The following is a 19,704-nucleotide window of genomic DNA, read 5'->3' on the forward strand; positions in this document are numbered from 1 at the left end:
CATCGCTGTCTGGAGAGGGTCACCCGTTCAAGGAGGATCGCCATGCGCGCCCTGCCCCGCCGCCTGCTGCCGGCCGCCCTGCTGCTGCCCCTCGTCGCGTCCGCCGACGAACTCCCCCCCCCGCTCCAGGCCCTCGAGGCCGAGGGTCTGACGATACACGGCCGCTTCGAGGCGCCCGACGGGCTGACCGGCTACGCCGCCAGCGCCGGGGGCCAGCCGATGACGATCTTCGTCACCGAAGGCGGCCAGCATGCGGTGATCGGCAACCTGATCGACGCCGAGGGCGAGAACCTCTCCCGGGCGCCGCTGGACCGCCTGGTGCGCGCGCCAAAGGACGCCGAGACCTGGGGCGAGCTCGAGCAGAGCGCCTGGATCGCCGACGGCCGCGACGACGCCGAGCGCATCGTCTACGTGTTCACCGACCCCAACTGCCCCTACTGCCGCCGGTTCTGGCAGGCCGCCCGCCCCTGGGTGGAGGCCGGCAAGGTCCAGCTGCGCCACGTGATGGTCGGCATCCTCGCCGCCGACAGCCCGCGCAAGGCGGTCTCGCTGCTGGCCGCCGACGATCCCGCCGCGGCGCTGGCCGACCACGAGCGCGGCGACACGGTCGAGATCCTCGACGCCCTGCCCCGCCCGCTGGAGCTGGCCCTGCAGGAGAACCACAACCTGATGGACGGCCTCGGCCTGGTCGCCACCCCGGGCATCGTCTATCGCCCGAACGACCCTCAGAGCAGCGGCCTGCTGAAGACCGCCCAGGGCATGCCCCAGGAAGACACGCTGGTCGAGATCCTCGGGCCACGGCCCTGAACGCGGCACCCTCGACGGCTATACCCGCCGGGCGATGAACCAGCCGACGACCATGGCCGCCAGCATGGCAGCCAGCGGCAGGGTGATGCCCGACACCGAGGCGAAGGCCGGCCCCGGGCAGTAGCCGGAGAGCCCCCAGCCGACGCCGAACAGCGCCGCGCCGCCGAGCAGCCGCCCGTCCAGGTCGCGCCGGGTCGGCAGCTGGAAGGCGCTGGCGAACAGCGGATGGGGGCGGCGCATGGCCAGCCGGTAGCCGACGAAGTGGGTCACCACGGCGCCGCCGAGCACAAACATCAGGGTCGGGTCCCAGTCGCCGGCGACGTCGAGGAAGCCGAGCACCCGCGCCGGGTCGGTCATGCCGGAGATCGCCAGCCCCAGCCCGAACAGCAGCCCGGCGATATAGGCCATCACGGATCTCATGCGCCACCTCCGATCACGTGCCGGACCACGAACACGGTGACGATCGCCACCGCCAGGAACACCAGGGTCGCCGCCATCGAGCGCGGCGACAGCCGGGCCAGGCCGCACACCCCGTGGCCGCTGGTGCAGCCGCTGCCGATGCCGGTACCCACGCCCACCAGCAGGCCGGCGACCAGCATGGTCGCCACCCCGCCGGCGGGAGCGCCGATCACCGCCCCGGCATGGCCCGCCACGTTGCCGAGCCCGCCGCCGGCCAGGATCACCAGCGCCGGCCCCGAGACCAGCCCCAGCAGGAAGGCCAGCCGCCAGCCGCTGTCGCCCCTGGGGCGCGCGGTGATCAGGGTGCCGAGGATGCCGCTGATCCCGGCGATGCGCCCCAGCGTGATCATCAGCCAGGTCGCCGAGAGGCCGATCAGCATCCCGCCGATCAGACCGTGAAGGCTTGCCGTCATGTCCACCGTCATGTCTCCTTTTCCGTCATCACGCCGGGCGACGCGTTCGCCGCGGCCTCGCCTTCATGCAGCGCCTGCCAGGCATCGAAGGTGCTCAGGAACACCCGGCCGCCGAGCTCGTGGCAGAAGTCGGTAGCCGCCAGGCGATCCATCACCGGCCCCTTGACCTCGGCCAGGTGCAGCGCCACCCCGGCGTCCTTCAGCCGCCGGTTGATCGCCTCCAGGCTCTCCAGCGCCGAGGCGTCGATGCCATTGACCGCCTGGCAGGCCAGCACGATGTGCTCGAGGCCCGGCTGGCGGGCCGCCAGCGCCATCACCGTGTCCTCCAGATAGCGGGCGTTGGCGAAGTAGAGGCTCTCGTCGACCCGCAGGATGGCGAGGCGCTCGTCGGTCTCCACCTCATCGTAGCGCTGCACGTTGCGAAAGTGCTCGCTGCCGGGCACCCGCCCCACCACGGCGCTGTGCGGCCGGCTGGTGCGGTAGAGATGCAGCCCCAGCGACAGCGCCACGCCGGCCAGGATGCCGCTCTCCACGCCGTGCACCAGGGTCAGCGTCAGGGTCGCCAGCATGGCCACGCCATCGGCCCGGGAGTAGGCCCAGGTGCGGCGGATGGCGGGCAGATCGATCAGGCTGCCCACGGCGACGATGATGGTGGCGGCCAGCGTGGCCTTCGGCAGGAAGGCCAGCGGCGCGGTCAGGGTCAGGGTCGCCACGGCGATGCCCAGCGCCGTGAAGGCGCCGGCCAGCGGCGTGGCGGCTCCGGCCTCGAAGTTGACCACCGAGCGCGAGAAGCCGCCGGAGACCGGCGAGCCGCCGCTGGCCCCGGCGCCGAGGTTGGCCAGGCCCAGGGCGATCAGCTCCTGATTCGGATCGATGCGCTGGCGGCGCTTGGCGGCCAGGGTCTGAGCCACCGATACCGACTCCACGAAGCCCACCAGGCTGATCAGCAGCGCCGGAGCGAGCAGGCTCGACCACAGCCCCGGCTCGAGGCTCGGCAGCGCCAGCGACGGCAGCCCGCCCGGCACCTCGCCGACCAGCGCCACGCCGCGCTCGCCGAGCCCCAGCGCCCAGGCCAGCAGAGTGGTGACGATCACCGCCGAGACCGGCGCGGCCTTGGCCACGAGGTCGGCGACCGTGGCCGACAGCCCCAGGCGTCGCAGCCCGCCCTTGAGATAGCGCCGACACAGCACCAGGAAACCCCAGACGCCGAGGCCGAGCACCAGCGTGATCGGATTGACCTCGCCCAGCGCGGCGACCAGCGCCATGACCCTCTCGACCAGGGTGTGGCCCGAGGCCTCGACGCCGAGCAGATGACGCAGCTGACTGGCGGCGATCAGGATCCCCGAGGCGGTGACGAAGCCCGAGATCACCGGATGGCTCAGGAAGTTGGCGAGAAAGCCCAGCCGCAGCAGCCCCATGGCCACCAGCATCGCCCCGGAGAGCGCCGCCAGCACCAGGGCACCGCCCACGTACTCGGCGCTGCCCGGCGGGGCGATGGCGGACAGCGCCGAGGCGGTCATCAGCGAGGCCACCGCCACCGGCCCCACCGCCAGGGTGGCGCTGGTGCCGAAGATCGCGTAGAGGACCAGCGGCAGCATGCTGGCATAGAGACCCACCTCCGGCGGCAGGCCGGCCAGCAGCGCATAGGCCAAGGCCTGGGGCACCAGCATCAGGGTGACGATCACCGCCGCCAGCAGGTCCCGGGCCAGGGTGTCGCGCCGGTAGCCGTGCATCCAGCCGATCAGCGGAATCCAGCGTGAGGGCATCATCGTGGTCTCGCGCTCATGACAGGGTCTCCCGACATCAGAAACGGTTGAGCGGCACCTTGAGGTAGACCTGGCCGTTGTCCTCGGCCGGCGGCATCTCGCCGGCGCGCATGTTGACCTGCACCGAGGGGATGATCAGCCGCGGCATGCCCAGGGTGGCGTCGCGCTCGGTGCGCAGGGTCACGAAGTCGTCCTCGCCGACGCCCTCGTGGACGTGGATGTTATGCGCGCGCTGCTCGGCCACGCTGGTCTCGTGCCGGAACGCCTCGCGATCCGGCGCCTTGTAGTCGTGGCACAGGAACAGCCGCGTCTCGGCAGGCAGCGCCAGCACCTTCTGGATGGAGCGATAGAGGGTGCGGGCATCGCCGCCGGGGAAGTCGCAGCGCGCGGTGCCGTAGTCGGGCATGAACAGGGTGTCGCCGACGAAGGCCGCGTCGCCGATCACGTAGGTCAGGCAGGCCGGCGTGTGGCCCGGGGTGTGCAGCACCCGGCCCTCGAGGCCGCCGATGGCGAAGGTGTCGCCCTCCTCGAACAGGCGGTCGAACTGGCTGCCGTCGCGGGCGAACTCGGTGCCGGCGTTGAAGGCCTTGCCGAAGATCTCCTGCACCTCGACGATGCGCGCGCCGATGCCGGTGCGGCCGCCGAGCTTCTGGTGCAGGTAGGGCGCCGCCGAGAGGTGGTCGGCGTGGACGTGGGTCTCGAGCACCCACTCCACGCTGAGCCCCTCGCGCGCGATGAAGGCGATGATGGCGTCGGCCGAGCGCACGTCGGTGTGCCCGGCGGCGTAGTCGAAGTCGAGCACCGAATCGAGGATGGCGCAGGACGTGGAGTCCGGGTCGCGGACCACGTAGCTGAAGGTGTTGGTGGGCTCGTCGAAGAAGGCCGTGACGATGGGCTGCTGGGACATGGGGTGCCTCCGTATGCAGCAGAGGGTGAAGAGCGACGGACGCGGCGCGTCCCGATGGCGGTTGGCGATAGCCGCAGCATAACAAGATATTTTGTTATAACGTTAGACTTATTTTTTATATATAGCGCGCCGGCAGATAGCACTGCGCCATAGGCCAGACGCAGCACCTGTGCGCCATGAAGGCAAGATGGGAGCCTGGCTGGAAAAGTCGGAGAGCAATCAGAGTTCGATGCGCTGGCGGTAGGTCGCGATCTCGGCCTCGATGCCGGCTTCGGCCAGCGCCGCCTGCAGCGCCCGCTGGGCCCCGGGCTCGCCGTGCACCAGGAAGAACCGGGGGCGATCGTGGAAGGCGCCCGCCCAGCCGATCAGCTCCTGCTGGCCGGCATGGGCCGAGAAGCCGCCCAGGGTGTGTACCCGGGCCTTGACCGCCAGATCCTCGCCCAGCACCCGCACCCGCTCGGCCCCCTCGACCAGCTGGCGCCCCAGCGTGCCCTCGGCCTGGAAGCCGACGATCACCAGGTGAGTGCTTTCACGTTCCAGGTTGTAGCGCAGGTGATGGACGATGCGCCCGCCGGTACACATGCCCGAGCCGGCGATGATGATGGCCCCGCCGTGGATGCGGTTGATGGCCATCGACTCCTCCACGTCGCGGGTCAGGCGCAGGTTCGGCAGGTACTGATCGGGGTCGCCGTGGGCGGCGACGTTGAGCACCTTCAGGTCCTCGGGGTCGAGCGCCTTGCGCTTGCGCCCATAGAGCTCGGTGACGCGGATCGCCATGGGGCTGTCGAGGAACACCAGCTGCTGGGGCAGGCGCCCCTTGTGGTAGAGCACGCTCAGGTGGTAGAGGATCTCCTGGGTGCGCCCCACCGCGAAGGCCGGGATCAGCACGTTGCCGCCGTCGACGTGGGCCTCCTCGAGCACCCGGCGGAATTCCTCGAGGGTGTCGTCGAGGGGGCGATGATCGCGATCGCCGTAGGTGCTCTCCATCAGCACCACATCGGCGTCATGGACCTTCTCCGGGTCCTTCATCAGCACCGAGTCGGGGTTGCCCAGGTCGCCGGAGAACACCAGCCGCCGCCGCTGGCCACCGGAGGGGATCGACAGCTCGACCACCGCCGAGCCGAGGATGTGGCCGGCATCGCGGAACACCAGGGTGACGCCGCCGGGCAACGCCACCGGCTGGCCGTAGCGGTGCGGCTCGCACTGGGCCAGGGTGCGGGCCACGTCGTCCTCGTCGTAGAGCGGCTCGATGGCGGACTTGCCGGCCCGCGCCCGCCAGCGGTTCTCCCACTCCACGTCCTTGGCCATCACGAAGGCGGCGTCGACCAGCATGATCTCGAGCAGCTCGGCGGTATCCGCGGTGCAGTGGATCGGCCCGCGATAGCCCTCGCGGACCAGCTTCGGCAGCAGCCCGGCATGGTCGAGATGGCCGTGGGAGAGCACCACCGACTCGAGCTCCTCGGCCAGACGTCCGAAGGGCACGGCATTGGCGCCTTCGGCCTCGCGTCCCCCCTGGTGCAGGCCGCATTCCAGCAGCAGCCGGTGAGGGCGGGGCTCGCCGTCCACCTCGAGCAGATAGCGAGAGCCGGTGACCTCGCCCACCGCCCCCAGAAAGGTCAAGCTCGACATGACCACCTCCCCTGCGCGCCCTGGGACTCTTCTTCGAGCATAACCAAGCCACGCCCGACGCGCCTTGGCTCAAGTCATCGTCGGCGCGGCCGATAGCGAACCGCAGACTCCGCCTCCTCGCCCGCCAGGGATCATCAGGTCACGCTCAAGGGAACCTCCCCACATGCACGCATCCGTCACCTCGCTGCTCCGCCCCGCCATCGCATTCGGCCTGGCCCTGGCCCTGACCGCCTGCGCCAGCCTGTCAGACACGCCGACGCCGCCGCCGAAACGGCTGGACGAGACGCTGGGAGCGGCGACCGCGGCCCTGGTCGAGGCTAACCCGATCCTGGCCGAATACGGCCCGCTGATTCCCACGACCATGGTCGACGTCGACGACCTGAACCGTTCCTCGACCCTGGGACGGCTGGCCAGCGAGATCGTTGCCGCCGAACTCACGCGGGCCGGGCTGCAGGTGCGCGAGGTCCGCCTGCGCGGCCGGCTCTACGTCGAGGAGCATACCGGGGAGCTGATGCTGTCGCGCCTGACGCCGCGCCTGGGCATCGACCAGGGCGCCCGCACGCTGATGGTGGGCACCTATGCCGTGGGTGAAGAGCGGCTCTACCTGACCCTGCGCATCGTGCGCGTCGGCGACGGCAACGCCCTGGCCGCCACCCAGCTCAGTCTGCCGCTGACCAACGATCTACGCGCCATGCTCGGGCGCTGGTAGCCCCGCGTCGATTAGCGCGCCTGGATGACCACCTCGACCCGGCGGTTGCGGGCGCGGCCCTCGGCGGTGTCATCGGAGGCCAGCGGACGGGTGTCGGCCAGCCCCACGGCGCGCAGCCGCGCGGGGTCGACGCCGTCCTCGATCAGCGCCTCGACGATGGCAATGGCCCGGGCGCTGGACAGCGACCAGTTGGAAGGGAAGCGCGGCGTCTGGATCGGCCGGCTGTCGGTATGCCCCTGCACCTCGACCTCGCCGGGCTGGCTGTCCACCACCTCGCGCAGCCGTTCGGCGATCAGCGCACGCCCCTCGTCGGTGAGATCGGCCTGGGCGGAGGGGAACAGCAGCCGATCCTCGACCCGCAGGCGCACCCCCTCCGGCACCCGGGACACCTCGACGCCATCGAGGTCCGGCAGATAGGGCGCGGCGGCCACCGCCTCGGCGACCTCGCGGGCGGCGAGGGTCAGCGTCTCGGCGGCCTCCGGGGCAGGCGCCACGCCGGCGGGCAGCCGGTCGGTGAGGATCACCATGTAGTCGGCCAGCGGCGCCTCACGGTCGAGGCCCTCGGGCAGTGCCAGCATCGGCAGCCACGGCATCGGCTCGGGCTCGGCGTCGGCTGATGCCTGATGCGCCAGCAGCGCGGGCGGTGCCGGCAGCGCGGCGCGGGATGGCAGGCCGGCCACGCCCAGCGCCGCCGAGATCACCGACGGTGCGAGGCCCGGTCGCCTCGCTGGCGCCGTCGGTTCGGCCAACGCCTGGCTCAGCGCCGCCGGCAGCGGCACGCCGAGACGACGCGACGCCCCGTCGGCCCCGGCCACCTCGGCGATCACCGTCTCGTCCGCGTCCGGCGCGGTGTCGTCGGTGCGATGCGTCAGCGCGATCATCAGCACGAACAGCGCGACCAGCAGGGTCATCACGTCGATATAGCTGACCATCCAGCCGTGACCGCTCTCGTCGTGGTGATGATCCGGCAGGAGGGACTCGTGGCGGGACAGGCCGCGGGGATGCTGCATGGCTCGACTCGGCAATGACGTGGCGGAGCGCCAAGCCTAACGCCTGCCCCGCCCCGCCGAAGCGTCGAACAGGCGGGATTCGCGACCGCCTATTGGGCCTGAAACGCCAGACGGCGAAGCCACAGACGCAAGGCGCCCCGCCCCGGAGAACCGGGACGGGGCGCACGCTTGCGCGTCAGACCTGGGTCAGGCGCTTAGCGATAGACCGGCAGACGGCCGCAGACGGCCTCGACTTTGCCCTTGACCTCGGCCTCGATGGCGGAGGTGTCCTCGCCCTTGGCCAGCACGTCGAGGATGTCGCAGATCCAGCCGGCCAGCTCGCCGCACTCGGACTCGCCGAAGCCGCGGGTGGTCACCGCCGGGGTACCGATGCGCAGACCGGAGGTCACGAACGGGCTCTGCGGGTCGTTCGGCACGGCGTTCTTGTTGACGGTGATGTGGGCGCGGCCCAGGGCGGCGTCCGCGTCCTTGCCGGTCACGCCCTGCTTGACCAGGGACAGCAGGAAGAGGTGGTCCTCGGTGCCGCCGGAGACGATGTCGAAGCCGCGCTCGATGAACACGCCGGCCATGGCCTTGGCGTTCTTCAGCACCTGCTCCTGATAGGTCTTGAACTCGGGCGCCATGGCTTCCTTGAAGCAGATCGCCTTGGCGGCGATGACGTGCTCCAGCGGACCGCCCTGGATGCCCGGGAAGACCGCGGCCTGCAGCTTCTTCTCGACCGCCTCGTCGCCCTCGCTGGAGAGGATCAGGCCGCCGCGCGGGCCGCGCAGGGTCTTGTGAGTGGTGGTGGTGACCACGTGGGCGTGGGGCAGCGGGCTCGGGTAGACCCCGGCGGCCACCAGGCCGGCGATGTGGGCCATGTCGACCAGCAGGTAGGCGCCCACTTCGTCGGCGATCTCGCGGAACTTGGCCCAGTCGATGATCTGTGAGTAGGCGGAGAAGCCGGCGATGATCATCTTCGGCTGGTGCTCGCGCGCCAGCTCGGCGACCTGGTCGTAGTCGATGCGGCCGTTCTCGTCGATGCCGTACTGCACGGCGTTGTAGTGCTTGCCGGAGAAGTTCGGCTTAGCGCCGTGGGTCAGGTGACCGCCGGCGTCCAGGCTCATGCCCAGCACGGTGTCGCCCGGGGTGACCAGCGCCTGGAAGACGGCGCCGTTGGCCTGGGAGCCGGAGTGCGGCTGGACGTTGGCGTAGGTGGCGCCAAACAGTTCCTTGGCGTAATCGATGGCCAGCTGCTCGACCACGTCGACGTACTCGCAGCCGCCGTAGTAGCGCTTGCCGGGATAGCCTTCCGCGTACTTGTTGGTCAGCTGGCTGCCCTGGGCCTCCATGACGCGGGGGCTGGCATAGTTCTCGGAAGCGATCAGCTCGATGTGCGCTTCCTGACGCGTGCTTTCCTTCTGCATCGCATCGAACAGGGCATCATCGAAACCGGCAATCTGCATGTCACGGCTGAACATCGGCGGGAAACCTCGCATCAACGGGGAAATCGAAGGCCGCCATCATACCCCAGCGTATGGCGGCTTTCACATGAAACCCCGTCATGCGGCGCCCCATGATTTCTCATGTGCGCTTCAGTAATTCTGAAGGCTCCCGCGCCGCGCGGCTCAGCGCGTCTCCACGGCCATCGAGAGCTTGCTCGGCAGGCCCAGCGGGTCGGCGGCGAGCACGTCCGCGTCGCTCTCCGGCGGCAGGGTCAGCGCCACCTCGAGCTCGCTGGCCCGGCCCTCCATCATGTCCACCAGGCCGTCCAGCAGCTGGCCGAATTCCGCCCCGAGCATGGTGCCGAAGCCCCTGGCCTGGGTTCGCGCCTGATCGAGGAATTCGGCCTCGCTCACGCCGCGGCTGGCGGCCATCACCGCCGGCACGCGCCCGAACAGCCCCAGGTCGCCGAGGGTGGTCTCGATGCGCCCGCCGAGCAGGGTCACCCCGCTCAGGTCGGTCATCTCGGCCAGATAGGCGGCCGGCTCCACGCCTTCGGGAAGGCGCACCGGCAGCTCGCTGTCGAACGCCCAGCGGAAGGCGTCGGCGGCGGTGATCGTGCCGTCGCCGGAGAGCAGGCTCTTCTGGCCCAGCGCCTCCCAGCGGCCGTCGAACTCGGCGTCCAGCCGCAGCTGCCCGCTGCCGCCGGTGAGCACGTTGCTGGCCAGACGCAGCCGGGTGCGCTCCTCGGCCGGGGCCAACTCGATCATCCGCGCCAGGTCCAGCTCGAGGGCCTCGAGCCGGGCACGGCCCTCGCCGTCGTGCATGTCGCCGTCGACGCTCAAGCGTGCCAGATCGGCCACCAGATGATCGGCGACGATCGACATGTCGTTCAGCTCGAAGCGATCCAGGGTCGCCGCCTCGGGATCGCCCGGTGGGTGGCTCAGGCCCTCGAGGCTCAGCGAGGCCAGGGTGAGGTCTCCCGCCCCCAGATCCTCCAGCCCCTCGGCGTGGCCCTCGATGCCGCTCATCTCCAGGCGGCCGACGCCGGTCGCCGTGAGCCCCTCGGCCTCGAGCCGCTGCGCCGTCAGCCAGCCGCTCGTCGACACCTGCGGGCTCAGGGTCTTCTTGCCGTCGGCGGAGGTGATCAGCCCCGACTCGAGCGCCAGGCGCAGCCCTTCGGCGCTCAGAGCGTCGGCCTCGAAGGCCGCATCGCCCAGCCGGCCCTCGTTCCAGGGCAGCGGCCCGCCGGGGCCGTCGAGGCGCAGCCGGTCGGCGGTCAGCACGCCCGCATCGCGGCCAGTGCGCTCGAGCCGCAGGCCCTCCATCACGATCGCCTCGGGGTCCTCGTAGTCGCCCTCGACCACGTAGCGGGCCACGTCCAGTCGCGAGCCGTCGACGTCGACCAGGCTCAGGTCCTCGGCGCGGGTCTCGCCGCCGAGCAGGCTGTCGGAGACCTCGCCGATCGAGAACTCGCCGGCGGCGGCAAAGCGCTCGCGCAGGTCGGCCTCGAGGCGCTCGGCATCGGCCTGGGCCAGGCCGCAGGGCAGCACGGCGAGAAACGCGGCGAGCACGGCGCCTCGTGACGGAGCCTGACGTATCAGGGACTTGCGCATCAGGACGTTACGCATCAAGGACTTGCGCATGGGGGTTCACCTCCCTGGTGATCGCGCCTGGGGGGCGTCAGCGCGGTTCGGCGAGACGCGCCTCGAGCAGGCGGTTGACGTGGTCCAGCACCGCCAGCCGGGCGCGGCGCTTGTCATTGGCGTCGATCAGGGCCCAGCCCCCGTCGACGTCATGAGTATGCACAAAGATGTCGTCGATCGCCCGCCGGTAGTCGTCCCAGCGCTCGCGATTGCGCCAGTCCTCCTCGGTCAGCTTGTGGCGCTTGTGGGGCGTCTCGGCGCGCGCACGGAAGCGGCGCAGCTGCTCGTCCTTGTCGACCGCCAGGAACAGCTTGCCGAGTACCGCGCCATGGGCCAGCAGCTGGCGCTCGAAGCGGCGGATCTCGTCATAGCCGCGGCGCCAGGCGGCCGGCTCGGCCAGGCCCTCGACGCGTTCCACCAGCACCCGGCCGTACCAGGAGCGATCGAAGATCGCCACCCGGCCATCCAGCGGCAACCGCTGCCAGAAGCGCCAGGCCCAGGGGTGGGCGCGCTCCTCCTCGCTGGGCGCGGCGATGCGATGGACGCGATACTGGCGAGCGTCGAGCGCCGAGGTCAGGCGATGGATACAGCCGCCCTTGCCGGCGGCGTCCTGGCCCTCGAAGGCCAGTACCACGGGAATCCGCCGACGCTGGATCTCGCGGGCGTTGCCGGCCAATCGGGCCTGGGCCTCCTTGAGGCGTTCCCGATAGGTGGCCTTGTCCATGGCCTCGGGCGACGCGGCGTCGAGGTCCGACAGCCGCGGCGGCGCCCCGATGCCCGCCGTGGGCGTGGTGAGCGGCGACTCGACATCGGGCAGCGGGCCGGCCATGGCCGCCACCAGCCTCTGGGCCAGGGCCTTGATCGGCGTCTCCTCGGGGCCCCCGGCCAGGCGGAGCCAGGGCGCATGATCGGCCTCGGTGGCCTCGCGCATCTCGCGGCCCAGGGCATCCAGAGCGTGGTACTGGAGATGGCGCTGCCAGTCGTGATCCTTGACCTGCCAGGCCCGCTCGGGGTCGTGCCACAGCGCCTTCAGGTGGCGCCCCTGGACGTCGCGGTCGATGTCCAGCCACAGCTTGACGATCGCCACGTTCTCGGCGGCCAGCTCGGCCTCGAAGGCACGGATCTCGGCCAGGCGGTCGTGGAAGGCGCCCTCCCCCAGGCGCTGCTCGGTACGGGCGAACAGCGCATCGCCGTACCAGCCGTGGACGAACACGCCGACCCGCCCGCGGGCCGGCAGGCGACGCCAGTAGCGCCACCAGTAGGGACGCTCGCGCTCCTCGCTGCTCGGCGCCAGGGCGTGCACCTCGGTCAGGCGATTCTCGAGGCGATGGTTGAGCTCGTTGATCAGCGCCGTCTTGCCGGCGGCGGCGTGGCCGGTGACCACCAGCACCACCGAGCGCGAGGCCTGGCGGGCCAGCTCCAGCTGGGCCTCGAGCAGTGCATAGCGCAGAGATTCCTTCATTCCGTCATCCTCATGCTTCGCCCAGCAGCCCCAGACTCTCGGCGGGCGCCCGGCGCCGGATGCCCCGCGACAGCCACTGGCCGATGGCGCCGACCAGCAGCGCCCCGCCCAGCGGCAGCGCCAGCCACAGCGCCGGATGCCAGCGCGGCGTCAGGTCGAGCCAGCCGCCGTAGAGCCCGGCCGCGGACAGCTCGGTCAGCGCCGCGGCCAGCAGGCCGCTGGCCAGCCCCAGCAGCGCGAACTCGGCGCCCTGCACCCGGCGCAGCAGCCGGTCGCCGGCGCCGAACACCCGCAGCAGCCCGGCCTCATGGGCGCGCACCGGCAGGCTGGCGGCCAGGGCGGCGTGCAGCACGCTGATCCCGGCCAGCAGCACCAGCACCAGCACCAGTTCCACGGCCCGGGTGACCTGCGACAGCACCTCGCGGACCCGCTCGAGGATCGCCTCCACGTCGAGCAGGGTGACGCCGGGGAAGTCGCGCACCAGCCGGCCCGGCAGCGCGCGCTCGTCGGGCGCCAGATGGAAGGCGGTGATATAGCTGTGGCCGAAGCGCTCCAGCACGCCCGGCGGGAAGATCACGTAGAAATTGGGCCGGAAGCTGTCCCAGTCCAGGTCGCGCAGGCTGGTGATCTCGCCGTCGATGGTGGCGCTGCCGACGGTGAAGGTCAGCACGTCGCCGAGCTCGAGCCCCAGCCGTCCGGCCAGCCCGCTCTCCAGCGAGATCGGCACCGGCGTCGCGGCCTCGCCGCCCGTCGCCGCCTCGGCGTCGAACCACTCCCCCGCCACCAGCCGGTTGCCCTCCGGCGGGTCGGCGCGCCAGGTCAGGTTGAGCTCGCGGCGCAGCGCGTTGTCGCCGCGCGCCTCCGCCGGCACCGCCTCGCGGGGCTCGGCACCGTCGATGGCGGTGAGCCGGCCGCGCACCATGGGGTAAAGATCGCTGCGCGATTCGGCGCCCTCGTTCAGGGCCGCGGCGAAGGCGTCGCGCTCGCCGGGCTGGATGTTGATGGCGAACTGGTTGGGCGTGTTCTCGGGCAGCTGCTCGCGCCAGGCGTCGAGCAGGTCGCCGCGCACCAGGGCGATCATCGCCATGGCGAACAGCGCCACCGAGAACGCCAGCAGCTGGCCGAGGCTGGCGGCGCGGCGCCGGGCCAGCTGGCGCCCGCCCAGGCGCAGCGCCTGCAGGTATCCGGCCCCGCCGCGCGCCGGCAGCCGCGAGCACAGCGCCAGCACGCCGCCGAGCAGCAGCCCACCCAGGCCCCACAGCACCGCCAGCGCCAGGCCGCCGCCGAGCAGCAAGGACAGCGACAGGATCGGATCGCCGGAGTAGAGCCACAGCAGCGCGCCGAACACCAGCGCCGCCGCCCCCACCACCCACCAGGCGGAGGCCGGCAGCGGGTCCAGCTCGCGGCGCAGCACCTTGAGCGCGCTGACCCGCCGCAGGCGCAGCAGGGTCGGCCCGGCGAAGCCGGCCAGCACCGCCAGCGCGGTCAGCACGCCGAGCGCCAGCGGCATCGGTCCCGGCGGTGGCAGCTCCACCGCCAGCAGCCGGCCGAGCAGCGCCAGCAGCAGCGCCTGGCCGGCCAGCCCCAGCAGCGCGCCCAGTGCCGAGGCCGCCAGCGCCAGCCACAGCAGCTGCAGGGCGAACAGCCGCACCAGCTCGGCCTGGCGGGCCCCGAAGCAGCGCAGCAGCGCCGCAGTGTCCAGGTGGCGTTCCACGTAGCGCCGGGTGGCCATGGCCACCGCCACGCCGGCCAGCAGCACCGCAGCGAGCCCGGCCAGGCTCAGGTAACGGTCGGCCCGGGACAGCGCGCTGCCGAGCCGCGGCCGGTCGCGGCGCACGTCCTGCACCTCCACGCCCTCGGCGCGCAGGCGCTCGAGCCGAGGCGTGATCGCCTCCACCGCCTCGGGCGGGCCGGCGGCCAGCAGCTCGTACTCGATGCGCGAGCCGGGCTGGATCAGCCCGGTGGCCTCGAGATCGTCGACGTGCACCATCAGCCGCGGGTTGAAGCTGGAGAAGCCGGCCGAGGGATCGGCCTCGCGCTCGATCACCCCGCTCACCTCGAGCTCGGCCTGGCCCAGGCGCAGGGTGTCGCCGAGCTCGAGGTCGAGCAGCTGCGCCAGGCGCGGGGCGACCCAGGCGCCGCCGCGCTCGGGCCCGCGGGGCAGCGCCTCAGGGCCCGAGCCGCGGTCGACCACGGACTCGCCGTAGTGGGGGTAGGCATCGTCGACCGCCTTCACGCCCACCGGCTGGAAGGCCTCGCCGGCGCTGACCATCGACACCATGTCGACCTGATCGGAGAGCGCGAGGCCGGTGTCCTCGAAGGCGCGGCGCAGCTCGGGATCGAAGGGCCGCGACTGCTCGAGCACCACGTCGCCGCCCAGCAGCTGGCCGGCCTGGCGGGTCAGGCCGCGCTCCAGGCGGTCGAGGAAGAAGCCGATCATGGTGGCGGCGGCCACCGCCAGGGTCAGCGCCAGGAACAGCGCGCGCACGTCGCCGGCCCGCAGGTCGCGCCTGAGGCCCCTCCACGATAGTGCTACGGCGTGGCGCATCATGCCTCGGCCTCCTCGCGCGCGATCGCCTCGAGTCGCCCGTCGACGAGCCGCAGGCAGCGATCGCAGCGCCGCGCCAGGGCCAGATCGTGGGTGACCAGCACCAGGGTGGTACCGGCCTCGCGATTGAGAGCGAACAGGCTGTCGATGATGCGCTCGCCGGTGGCGGGGTCGAGGTTGCCGGTGGGCTCGTCGGCGAACACCAGCTCGGCGCCGGTGACGAAGGCGCGGGCCAGGGCCACGCGCTGCTGCTCGCCGCCGGAAAGCTGCTTGGGCAGGTGATCGAGGCGCTCGCCGAGCCCCACCCGGCCGAGCCATTCGCGGGCGCGGGCCTCGGCGTCGCCGTCCGGGGCCAGCTCCAGCGGCAGCAGCACGTTCTCCAGCGCGGTCAGCGTCGGCAGCAGCTGGAAGTTCTGGAACACGAAGCCGACCCGTCCGGCGCGAAGCCCGGCGCGGCCGTCCTCGTCAAGCTCGCCGAGGGATTCGCCGAACAGCTCGAGCTCGCCGCCGCTCGGTGCGTCGAGCCCGGCCAGCAGGCCGAGCAGGGTCGACTTGCCCGCCCCGCTCTGGCCGAGGATGGCCAGCGTCTCGCCGGGGAACACCTCGAGGGCAAGATCACTCAGAATGGTCAGCGAACGCTCGCCGCTCTCCACCCGCTTGGTCAGGTGGGCGGCGCGTAGCATAGGATGAAGGTTTGCTGGCGAGGAGTCGGACATGAGGTCGGTCATGAGAAAGCGCATCCCTGTTGGTCGAGCCCAAGGCGTCCTGACGGCGTGCCTGCTGTGGACGCTGCTGGTGCTGGTGGCCGTCCCGGCGGCGGCCGCCGAGCGCCCGCGGGTGCTGGTGATGGGCGACAGCCTGAGCGCCGCCTACGGCATCGAGCGCGAGGCCGGTTGGGTCAGTTTGCTGGCCCGGCGGCTGGAGGGAAAGGCCCGGGTGATCAACGCCAGCATCAGCGGCGAGACCAGCGGCGGCGGCGCGACGCGGCTGCCGGCGCTGCTCGAGGAGCACGCCCCCGACCTGGTGGTGCTGGAACTGGGCGGCAACGACGGCCTGCGCGGCCTGCCGCCGCAGCAGATGCGCGCCAACCTGGCCGGCATGATCGAGCAGAGCCGGGCCGCCGACGCCGAGGTGCTGCTGCTCGGCATCGACATTCCGCCCAACTACGGGCCGGCCTACCGCGACGCCTTCACCGGGGTCTACGACGAGCTCGCCGACCGCTTCGAGGTGGCGCTGGTGCCCTTCCTGCTGGAGGGCGTGGCGCTGGACGACTCGCTGATGCAGGACGACGGCATCCATCCCACGGCGGCCGCCCAGCCCGCGCTGCTCGACAACGTCTGGCCGGCGCTGGCGCCGCTGCTGGAAGAGGAAGGCGTGGCGCTGGCCGTACGGAGAGACTAGGCGTCGCCCGGCGCAGCCGGCGCCTTCTGCCACTGCTGCAGCGCCAGTCCGCCGAGGATCAGCACCAGCCCCACCAGGGTCGAGGGCAGGATCGGCTCGCCGACGACCAGGTAGAGCAGCATCAGCGACACCGGCGGCGACAGGAAGATCAGGTTGGAGACCTTGGCGGTGCGCGACACCGTGCCCACCGCCAGCTGCCACAGCACGAAGGCGATGCCCATCTCGAACAGGCCCACGTAGACCCCGGCGGCGAGCCCGTCGAGGCCGTGCCACCGGAAACCCGGCCCGAACAGCAACAGCCCGGTCAGTACCGGCACCCCGACGCTGAAGTTCTGCCACTGGGCCACCAGCGGCGGGCGCCGGTCGCGCACGTTGAGCAGCCAGTAGAGCGCCCAGATCAGCGTCGAGACCAGCGCCAGCCCCACGCCCAGCGGGTCGGCGAAGGCCACGTCGAGCACCGCGCCACGGGTGGCGATCACCCACACCCCCGAATAGGCCACCAGCCCGGCCAGCGCGTCCACGAGCGTAAGCCGCTGGCCGAGGATCGGCACCGCCAGCAGCGCCATGGCCAGCGCCCAGGTGTAGTTCAGCGCCATCGCCTCCTGCCCCGGCAGACGGTCATAGGCGGCGAACAGCACCAGGTAATAGGCCACCGGATTCATCAGCCCCGCCCAGGCCGCGGTGCGCCAGCCGCGCTTCAGCGCCTCGCCGAGCAGGCCCCGGCGCACCACCAGCGCGCCGATCAGCGCCCAGGACACCAGCGCCGCGAGCCACATCAGCTCCAGCGGCGTCATCCGCTCGAGCGCCACCTTGAAGGCGGTGGCCACCGTGGACCAGAGCGCCACGGCGCCCAGCCCGTAGAGCATGGCGCGACGATCCGTTGTCATAAGCTCTCCCTGCTAGGTATCGAGCCGGCAGACGGCCGACTCAGCGATCGATGTGTCCCAGCTCCCGCGTCGGGTCGAGGCGGTCGCGCACGCGCTGCTTCAGCGTCTTGCTGTCGGGGAAACCGCCATCTCGCTTGCGCTCCCACAGGCTCTGCTCGTCGCAGAAGATCTCGAAGTAGCCGCCGTGGGACGGCACCAGGCTGACCTCCTCGAGGTCCTCACCGAAGGTCGAGAGCAGCTCCTGGGCGTACCAGGCACTGCGCAGCAGCCATTGGCACTGGGTACAGTAGTGAATGCGAATACGTGACACGATGCCCTTCCTGTCGCAACAATGAGCGCTTCATCCTACCAGCGAGGAGCCACCATGGCCGCCCCCGAGATCAGCCAGACCCGCCTCTACGAGCGGCTGACCGGCGACGAGGACAGCCGGATGTGCAAGGACATCCCCGACGAGGCCTGCCAGGAGCAGCCGCGCAACTTCTTCCTGCATCTGGCGGCATCGCTGGGCAACAAGCTCGCCGACGAGCTGGCCAGTGCCCGGCTGGTACTGCCCTGGCTGCTCGGCGCCATCGGCGCGCCGATCTGGATGGTCGGTCTGCTGGTGCCGATCCGCGAGGCCGGCGCCCTGCTGCCCCAGGTGTTCGTGGCCGGCGTCATCCGCGGCCGCCCCGAGCGCAAGGGCGTATGGGTGGCCGGCGCCCTGCTCCAGGCGCTGGCCGCGGCCGCCCTGGCCCTGCTGGCGCTGTTCGGCCGGGGCGGGCTAGGCGGCGCCCTGGTGCTCGCCGTGCTGGTGGTGCTGTCACTGGCCCGGGGCCTGTCGTCGATCGCCACCAAGGACGTGCTGGGCAAGACCATCGCCAAGCAGCGCCGGGGCACCCTGATGGGCTGGAGCGGCAGCCTGGCCGGCGCCGCCACCCTGGCCGCCGGCGTGGTGCTGATGGCCTTCGGTGACCGCCCCGGCGAGCTCGCCCTGGCCGCGCTGCTGGGGGTGGCCGCCCTGGGCTGGGCCGTGAATGCGCTGTGCGCCGTGCGCATCCACGAGGTGCCCGGCGCCTCGGAAGGCGGCGACAGCATCGCTTCGACGCTGCGCGAGGGCCTGCGCCTGCTGCGCCAGGACCGTGCCTTCCGCCACTTCAACCTGTCCCGGGCGCTGCTGCTGTCGAGCGCCCTGGCACTGCCCTACGTCGCCCTGCTGGGCCAGCGCCAGAGCGGCGACGAACTCGGCGACCTGGGCGTGCTGGTGATCGTCTCCGGCCTCGCCGGCATGCTGGCCAGCCCGATCTGGGGCAAGCGCGCCGACGACTCCAGCCGCCGGGTGATGCGTCTCGCCGCCCTCGGCACCGCCGTGTGCTGCGCGGCCGGCGCGCTGCTGGCCTGGCTGCCCCAGGCCTGGACCACCAGCGTCTGGCCCTACGCCGGGCTCTACGCGCTGCTGGTGATCGTCCACGCCGGGGCCCGGCTGGGACGCAAGACCTACGTCGTCGACCTGGCCGGCGCCGAGGATCGCGCGCTCTACGTGGCACTCTCCAACACCCTGACCGGCGTACTGATGCTGATCGTCGGCGGGCTGGTCGGCGCCCTGGCCCAGTGGCTCGGCAGCGGCGCCCTGCTGCTGGCGCTGGCCGCGACCGCGCTGGCCGCGGCGGCCAGCACTCAGCGCCTGCCGGAGGTCGAATGAGGGTAGCCGGCGTTGAAATCCGGCCGGCGGCTGGCCATGATACTTCGCAACGGGACCGCGCACGCGGCGCGGTCCATCACGATCTCGCGACAGGAATGCCTCGATGAAACGCCCCGCCATGATCAGCCCCGACCTGCTCGAACGCATGGTCGATGCCTCCGAGGACGGCATCGTCGTCGCCGAACAGGAAGGCGACGAGAACATCCTGATCTACGTCAACCAGGGCTTCGAGCGCCTGACCGGCTACAGCGCCGACGAGATCCTCTACCGCGACTGCCGCTTCCTGCAGAACGACGATCGCGACCAGCCGGGGCTGGCGGAGATCCGTCAGGCGCTCGCCGAGGGCCGCCCCTGCCGCGAGGTGCTGCGCAACTACAAGAAGGACGGCACCCTGTTCTACAACGAGCTGTCGATCACCCCGGTGTTCGACGAGCAGGACAACCTCACCTACTTCATCGGCGTGCAGAAGGACGTCACCGCCCGCGTCGAGGCCCAGCACGAGCTGGCCCGTCTCAAGGCCGAACACGGCCTGTCCTGAACCGCCGAACGCTCTCTCGGTTCCCCTTCCCGCCCCGCGCGACACGCCATGTCGCGCGGGGGACTTGCATCGCCTCCCGTCTCGCCTTATATAGCCGTCAGGTGCCCGCAACGGCGCCCTGGGGCCTCGCGCAACGCGGGGTTCGGATCCGTTTCGCCGCCCTTCGCGGCCGGCCATGGGAGGACCTCGCATGCGCCAGAACAGCTATCACGAAGCACCCCTTCACGACGACGCCTATGACGACGCCCCCGACGAGGCCGTCAACGATGACGACGATCGCCGTGCCCGACCGGCGAGCCGTGCCGAACAGCTGCAGGCCAGACGCCGGCTGGAGGCGCTGCTGGAGGAGCGCCGCCTGAGGCGCACCATCGACGACGACTGGGACCTCGACGAGGAGGAGTGAGGGTCGAGGGGCGGCGACA

At 71.6% G+C, this 19,704-nt stretch carries 19 protein-coding genes; 6 read left to right on the forward strand and 13 right to left on the reverse strand.

What is annotated here, in order from left to right; genetic code table 11:
• Positions 1–42: 42 nt before the first annotated feature.
• Entirely contained in the window at positions 43–807 is a 765-nt protein-coding gene (gene dsbG / locus C9J49_RS05585) for a thiol:disulfide interchange protein DsbG (protein ID WP_107182257.1), read from the forward strand.
• A gap of 18 nt (positions 808–825) precedes the next feature.
• Here dsbG and C9J49_RS05590 read toward each other — a convergent pair whose 3' ends face one another.
• The 5 genes from C9J49_RS05590 to C9J49_RS05610 all read right to left on the reverse strand — a co-directional run bounded on the left by C9J49_RS05590 (position 826) and on the right by C9J49_RS05610 (position 5,981).
• Positions 826–1,227: a DUF6691 family protein gene (locus C9J49_RS05590; RefSeq protein WP_046079223.1), complete on the reverse strand. Its 402-nt coding sequence runs from the start codon at positions 1,225–1,227 to the stop codon at positions 826–828.
• Positions 1,224–1,685: a YeeE/YedE family protein gene (locus C9J49_RS05595; RefSeq protein ID WP_107182256.1), complete on the reverse strand. Its 462-nt coding sequence runs from the start codon at positions 1,683–1,685 to the stop codon at positions 1,224–1,226. The genes C9J49_RS05590 and C9J49_RS05595 overlap by 4 nt, the downstream gene beginning before the upstream one ends.
• A 2-nt stretch (positions 1,686–1,687) precedes the next feature.
• A complete protein-coding gene (locus tag C9J49_RS05600) occupies positions 1,688–3,448 on the reverse strand; it encodes a SulP family inorganic anion transporter (RefSeq protein WP_107182255.1) in 1,761 nt (586 codons plus the stop codon).
• Between the two features lie 34 nt (positions 3,449–3,482).
• Positions 3,483–4,352 carry an MBL fold metallo-hydrolase gene (locus C9J49_RS05605; protein WP_046079226.1) on the reverse strand — a complete coding sequence of 290 codons (870 nt, stop codon included), beginning with the start codon at positions 4,350–4,352 and terminating at the stop codon, positions 3,483–3,485.
• 219 nt (positions 4,353–4,571) lie between these two features.
• Positions 4,572–5,981 carry an MBL fold metallo-hydrolase RNA specificity domain-containing protein gene (locus C9J49_RS05610; RefSeq protein ID WP_107182254.1) on the reverse strand — a complete coding sequence of 470 codons (1,410 nt, stop codon included), beginning with the start codon at positions 5,979–5,981 and terminating at the stop codon, positions 4,572–4,574.
• A 163-nt stretch (positions 5,982–6,144) separates the two neighbouring features.
• Between C9J49_RS05610 and C9J49_RS05615 the strand changes: the two genes are divergently transcribed.
• The gene (locus tag C9J49_RS05615; protein WP_107182253.1) at positions 6,145–6,690 is read left to right on the forward strand and encodes a FlgO family outer membrane protein; all 546 of its coding nucleotides are present in this window, start codon (positions 6,145–6,147) and stop codon (positions 6,688–6,690) included.
• Positions 6,691–6,701: 11 nt separating this feature from the next.
• On the opposite strand, the gene C9J49_RS05620 is transcribed toward C9J49_RS05615, so the two are convergent.
• The 6 genes from C9J49_RS05620 to C9J49_RS05645 all read right to left on the reverse strand — a co-directional run bounded on the left by C9J49_RS05620 (position 6,702) and on the right by C9J49_RS05645 (position 15,494).
• Entirely contained in the window at positions 6,702–7,700 is a 999-nt protein-coding gene (locus tag C9J49_RS05620; protein WP_107182252.1) for a flagellar motor protein MotB, read from the reverse strand.
• Positions 7,701–7,894: 194 nt separating this feature from the next.
• Positions 7,895–9,160 (reverse strand): serine hydroxymethyltransferase, encoded by a 1,266-nt coding sequence (gene glyA / locus C9J49_RS05625; protein ID WP_107182251.1) that lies wholly within the window; start codon positions 9,158–9,160, stop codon positions 7,895–7,897.
• Between the two features lie 147 nt (positions 9,161–9,307).
• Positions 9,308–10,768 (reverse strand): hypothetical protein, encoded by a 1,461-nt coding sequence (locus C9J49_RS05630; protein WP_107182250.1) that lies wholly within the window; start codon positions 10,766–10,768, stop codon positions 9,308–9,310.
• 37 nt (positions 10,769–10,805) lie between these two features.
• Positions 10,806–12,230, reverse strand: coding sequence for a hypothetical protein (locus C9J49_RS05635; RefSeq protein ID WP_046079232.1), 1,425 nt, complete (start codon positions 12,228–12,230; stop codon positions 10,806–10,808).
• Positions 12,231–12,240: 10 nt separating this feature from the next.
• Positions 12,241–14,778: an FtsX-like permease family protein gene (locus tag C9J49_RS05640; protein ID WP_181454252.1), complete on the reverse strand. Its 2,538-nt coding sequence runs from the start codon at positions 14,776–14,778 to the stop codon at positions 12,241–12,243.
• Positions 14,778–15,494, reverse strand: a complete 717-nt coding sequence (locus tag C9J49_RS05645; RefSeq protein WP_046080394.1) for an ABC transporter ATP-binding protein — start codon at positions 15,492–15,494, stop codon at positions 14,778–14,780. Before C9J49_RS05645 ends, C9J49_RS05640 begins: the two co-directional genes overlap by 1 nt.
• 10 nt (positions 15,495–15,504) lie before the next feature.
• Here C9J49_RS05645 and C9J49_RS05650 point away from each other — a divergent pair, with 10 nt between their 5' ends.
• Positions 15,505–16,179: an arylesterase gene (locus C9J49_RS05650; protein ID WP_181454245.1), complete on the forward strand. Its 675-nt coding sequence runs from the start codon at positions 15,505–15,507 to the stop codon at positions 16,177–16,179.
• On the opposite strand, the gene C9J49_RS05655 is transcribed toward C9J49_RS05650, so the two are convergent.
• Entirely contained in the window at positions 16,176–17,066 is an 891-nt protein-coding gene (locus tag C9J49_RS05655) for a DMT family transporter (protein ID WP_107182247.1), read from the reverse strand. The two genes, C9J49_RS05650 and C9J49_RS05655, sit on opposite strands and share 4 nt — an antisense overlap.
• 40 nt (positions 17,067–17,106) lie before the next feature.
• Complete coding sequence (locus C9J49_RS05660) at positions 17,107–17,376, reverse strand: SelT/SelW/SelH family protein (RefSeq protein WP_035598998.1); 270 nt, start codon at positions 17,374–17,376, stop codon at positions 17,107–17,109.
• Between the two features lie 54 nt (positions 17,377–17,430).
• On the opposite strand from C9J49_RS05660, the gene C9J49_RS05665 reads away from it, so the two are divergent.
• From C9J49_RS05665 to C9J49_RS05675, 3 genes are all read left to right on the forward strand, one after another.
• Positions 17,431–18,744, forward strand: coding sequence for an MFS transporter (locus tag C9J49_RS05665; RefSeq protein ID WP_107182246.1), 1,314 nt, complete (start codon positions 17,431–17,433; stop codon positions 18,742–18,744).
• 103 nt (positions 18,745–18,847) lie between these two features.
• Complete coding sequence (locus tag C9J49_RS05670) at positions 18,848–19,282, forward strand: PAS domain-containing protein (RefSeq protein ID WP_107182245.1); 435 nt, start codon at positions 18,848–18,850, stop codon at positions 19,280–19,282.
• A gap of 190 nt (positions 19,283–19,472) precedes the next feature.
• Complete coding sequence (locus tag C9J49_RS05675; protein ID WP_046079237.1) at positions 19,473–19,685, forward strand: PA3496 family putative envelope integrity protein; 213 nt, start codon at positions 19,473–19,475, stop codon at positions 19,683–19,685.
• The last annotated feature ends 19 nt before the right edge of the window (positions 19,686–19,704 follow it).

This window comes from Halomonas sp. SL1, from assembly GCF_003030865.2.
Taxonomy (GTDB): domain Bacteria; phylum Pseudomonadota; class Gammaproteobacteria; order Pseudomonadales; family Halomonadaceae; genus Halomonas; species Halomonas halophila.